Raw genomic sequence first — 4,627 nt, 5'->3', positions numbered from 1 at the left:
GAAATGGCTCACAGGGTCAGGACTTTCAGTAAAAGATTTCATAGCTCCAAGCAGCCTTTATTTCAGGAACGGAAGGACCTTTCAGATAGGTGAATTGTACGGAGCCATGAGCTTTTTATCGATAGATGCATCTGACATAAGTGACAGGATGCTGGCAGACTTCCTTTCCATGGAATCAAGCCAGATAGTCACCATGCACATACAGTCTGTGGATCAGAATGAGGCTATAAAGACCATAAAGCATACCATCACAGAACTGGACCGGAGCAAGATAGAGGAACAGAAAAAAGCTGTCCGTGCAGGATATGACATGGATATCATTCCATCAGATCTTGCCACATACGGAAATGATGCAAAGGCTCTGTTAAAGGAACTACAGAATCAGAATGAGAGAATGTTCCTTCTCACGTTCCTGGTCCTTAACACAGGGCGTACTTTGCAGGAACTTGAGAACAATGTCTTTCAGACCAGCGGTATCGCACAAAAGCACAACTGTAATCTCATCCGTCTTGATTTTCAGCAGGAACAGGGTCTCATGAGCACCCTGCCACTGGCAAACAATCTCATAGACATTAAGCGAGGGATGACCACAAGCAGTACAGCAATCTTTGTGCCTTTCACTACACAGGAACTGTTTCAGGGAGGGGTACAGTCACTTTACTACGGATTAAACGCTCTTTCCAACAACCTGATCATGGTGGACAGAAAGAAGCTGAAGAACCCGAACGGACTCATACTTGGAACACCGGGATCCGGAAAGTCATTCGCCGCGAAACGTGAGATCGCCAATGCCTTTCTCGTTACTGATGATGACGTTATCATCTCTGATCCTGAGTCAGAGTATTCGCCTCTTGTAAGCAGGTTCGGTGGACAGGTAATAAAGATAAGCCCCACATCTGATCAGTACATTAATCCTATGGACATCAACATGAACTATTCGGATGATGACAATCCGACAGCACTGAAGGCGGATTTCATCCTGTCTCTCTGTGAGCTCATAGTCGGCGGTAAGGAAGGACTGAAGCCGGTTGAGAAGACCGTCATAGACCGCTGTATCCATAAGATATATCAGCGTTACTTCGAGAATCCCAGAAAAGACAACATGCCCATACTTGCAGATCTTTACAATGCACTTCTCGAGCAGGATGAACCGGAAGCAAAGGTCGTGGCTACAGCACTTGAGATATATGTGACCGGTTCCCTTAATGTCTTTAACCACAGGACTAATGTGAACATTAATAATCGTCTCGTGTGCTATGACATCAAGGACCTGGGAAAACAGCTTAAAAAGATCGGAATGCTGGTGGTTCAGGATCAGGTTTGGGGCAGAGTGACTGAGAACAGAAATAAAGGAAAGTCTACCAGATACTACATGGATGAGATGCATCTTCTTCTGCGTGAGGAGCAGACAGCTGCTTACACAGTAGAAATCTGGAAGAGATTTCGAAAATGGGGCGGCATTCCGACAGGTATCACGCAGAACGTGAAGGATCTCCTCGCTTCAAAGGAAGTAGAGAATATATTTGAGAATTCAGATTTCATTTACATGCTGAATCAGGCCGTAGGTGACAGATCCATACTTGCAAAACAGCTTAACATCAGCCCTCATCAGATATCCTATGTGACTCATTCAGGTGAAGGCGAAGGGCTCCTGTTCTATGGCAATGTCATCCTGCCATTTGTTGACAGATTCCCGAAGGATCTTGAACTCTATGACATCATGACCACCCGTCTTGAGGAGCGCCATGAAGCTGATGTTAGAGCTGCAGAATTACAAGAAGTGTCTAAAGCAGAACATGATACATCTCTGCTTAATGCTGAGGTAAACAAGATTAATGAAAAGAAGATTTCTGAAGCCAGAAACGCATCAAAGGAGCCGGATTGTTTATGAATTAAGAACGGTATTTATAGCAATTCGGGTTACTAAGGTAGTTCACACCAAAATATAAAGTATAAGATCCTAAATGAAAGAGTATAGAGAGATGGAAATAAAGAAAATAAATACATCAGAGGAATCCTTGGAAAAAGTCATTCACGATAAAAAGTATCATCTTGAGCAGAATCCAAGAGCTCCGGGAGACAAGCTGATGAATGAAGCATCAGCAAGAAGGGCAGTCAGGAAAAAGCTAAGGCTCGGAAGAGCAGATATGACACGTTCAACAGAAGAAATAATGATGGAAAAGCAAAAGCAGCTTCAGGGAAGACGTGCCATAAGGCGTGAGTTTGCGATGCGGGAAGCTCTGCAGAAAGAAATCGATAAGGAAAATGAAGATGAGAATGTTGGTGTTGAGGCAGTGAACGATACATCAAATGCCCTGCTTAGTGCAGAGGAAATGATGGACTATCGTCAGTATACCGGAAAGCATAATGGTTCAATCAGATTTGATGAAGCTGACAGTACTGACGGGGGATTCTCTTCAGGAGGACCATCCGCAGGAAGAGATAAAACAGCTTATTCCGGTTATGGTGGAAAGCTTGGCAGTGACAAAAGAGATATGAACATGAATACCGGAAAGAAAGCCGGTGCCGGGGATGGTCTTAAATCACAGCAAAAGCTTTTCATGAAAAGGGAGTATCAGAAAGCCGCTTTTGACAGATCAAAAAAAGAGGCTGCAAACAGTGTCGGAAGCCTGTCAAAACGATTTGTCGATAAAGCAGAGGATCTCAGCGGGAAGCTCATAGAATTCCTAAAGGAAGCTATAGAAGAGCATCCGGGTGTGATCCTTAGTATGGCATTGATCCTTTTGATTATGGCCCTTATCGTTGGCATCACTTCAAGCGGCGGTGTATTCGTGAACTCTCTTGGAAGTACCACACTTGAATCTTCTTTTACAGCAGATGATCCTGAGATACTGGCTGTAGACAACAGTTACAAAGAAAAGGAGGGGGTCCTACAGAGCCGGATCGATAACATTGAAACGGAATACCCTGATTATGATGAGTACAAATATGAGCTTGACACCATATATCACAATCCTTATGAACTTGCGGCACTTCTCACAGTGCTCCATGAGGACTATACGGAGTCCAGGGTGCAGGAGACACTGAATGAGGTGTTCAGCCATCAGTATTCACTTACCACAGAATCGGTAACAGAGATACGTACAAGAACTGAAACCCATAGTCATACGGTGACAGAACCCGATGGTTCGACTTCTACTGATTACTATGATGTAGAAGTGGAATATGAGTACCATATTCTAAAGGTAAAGCTCACTAGTGCAACCATGGATTCCATCATTTCAGCCATGGGATTAACTGATGATCAGAAGGCAAGGTACGATCTTCTGGTTGAGACATTGGGAAACAAAGGAACATTATTTGCTTCTGATCCGTATGCAGCACCGGTCATAGGAGACTATGAGGGTTATGAAGTACCTCCGGAGGCTCTTACGGATACTAAGTTTGCAAGGATGATAAATGAAGCAGAGAAATATCTCGGATACCCGTATGTATGGGGAGGTTCCAGTCCAAGCACCAGTTTTGACTGTTCCGGATTCGTCAGCTGGGTCATAAATCATTCCGGGAATGGCTGGAATGTAGGCCGTGAGACTGCAAACGGACTTCTAGGGCACTGCACCAGGATTTCAAAGGCAGAGGCAAAGCCCGGTGATCTCATATTCTTTCAGGGAACCTACAACACAAAGGGAGCCAGCCATGTCGGTATCTATGTTGGAGACGGGATGATGATCCATTGTGGGAAGCCCATTCAATACGCATCCGTAAATACAGATTATTGGACGAAGCATTTCATGACATACGGAAGAATCGTCGGATAGGCCGTTGGGGAAACCTGACGGTCTTTTTATATCAGCATTTTGGTGGTCTCACGAAAAAATAGGGATGTACTTATTTGTGGGAGTTTAAGAAGGAGGAAATATGTACGAAAAACTTGAAAGATTACGTGAAGAAGTAAGACGCTGCGAGAAACGTTTTCAGGATGCTCAGGAAAAACTGAGACTGGCAAGAGAAAAACTAAAGGAATGTGAAGCAAGCCAGATACTATCTGATGTCGGGGCCCTGAACCTTACACCGGAAGACCTCGCAAAGGTACTTGCGGCTGTGAAGTCCGGACAGTTATCTGATGTGATATCTGTAAATAAAGAAAAAGAAGATAAGGAAACAGATGAAGATGATGATTCAGAAAGTGCCGGATCAGGCAAAGATAAAAAATTGAGTCAAAGTACGGATGAGGTAAAAGACACAGTGAACGATGAGGAATTGAAATGTCTAAATGATGAGAATGATGGTTCTGCAGGAAATACAGAAGATGAAAAAAACAATTCTTTAAATGAAAACAATTCCGAAGACGAAACTGATTACCTGGATGTTCTGAACAGCTCAGCTTATGAAACTTCCTATGAAGAAGGATATGGAGGATATAAAGGATGAAACTTATAAAAATAAAGATCATGGCAGCAACAGCCATGATACTTGGAATACTGGTTTTAACGATGTCAGATAAGGCATTTGCACAGACAGGACCTGAGGCTGAATGTATCTGTACCGAGAGATGTAAGGAAGGAAAGGTAAATGAAAACTGTCCTGTATGCAGTAAGGACATCACTTTATGCCAGGGAGTAGATGAACCTGAAGAGACCGTTGAAGAAACTGAACCTCAGGAGAC

Annotated in this window: 4 protein-coding genes; all 4 read left to right on the top strand. The window is 43.5% G+C overall.

Annotation, left to right across the window (positions count from 1 at the left end; genetic code table 11):
• On the top strand, positions 1-1,891 hold a 1,891-nt coding region (locus tag T515_RS15795; RefSeq protein WP_242839406.1), incomplete at its 5' end, for a VirB4-like conjugal transfer ATPase, CD1110 family.
• Positions 1,892-1,982: 91 nt separating this feature from the next.
• Positions 1,983-3,779 (top strand): C40 family peptidase, encoded by a 1,797-nt coding sequence (locus T515_RS15790; RefSeq protein ID WP_051671822.1) that lies wholly within the window; start codon positions 1,983-1,985, stop codon positions 3,777-3,779.
• Positions 3,780-3,879: 100 nt separating this feature from the next.
• Positions 3,880-4,392, top strand: a complete 513-nt coding sequence (locus T515_RS15785) for a DUF4315 family protein (protein WP_036613383.1) — start codon at positions 3,880-3,882, stop codon at positions 4,390-4,392.
• Positions 4,389-4,627, top strand: a 239-nt coding sequence (locus tag T515_RS15780; RefSeq protein WP_036613381.1) for a CD1107 family mobile element protein, incomplete at its 3' end; no start/stop codon positions are given. The genes T515_RS15785 and T515_RS15780, both read left to right, overlap by 4 nt.

It is taken from the genome of Oribacterium sp. P6A1 (assembly GCF_000702885.1).
In the GTDB taxonomy this organism is placed as follows: domain Bacteria; phylum Bacillota; class Clostridia; order Lachnospirales; family Lachnospiraceae; genus Oribacterium.
This window is presented reverse-complemented; position numbering and strand designations above follow the sequence as displayed.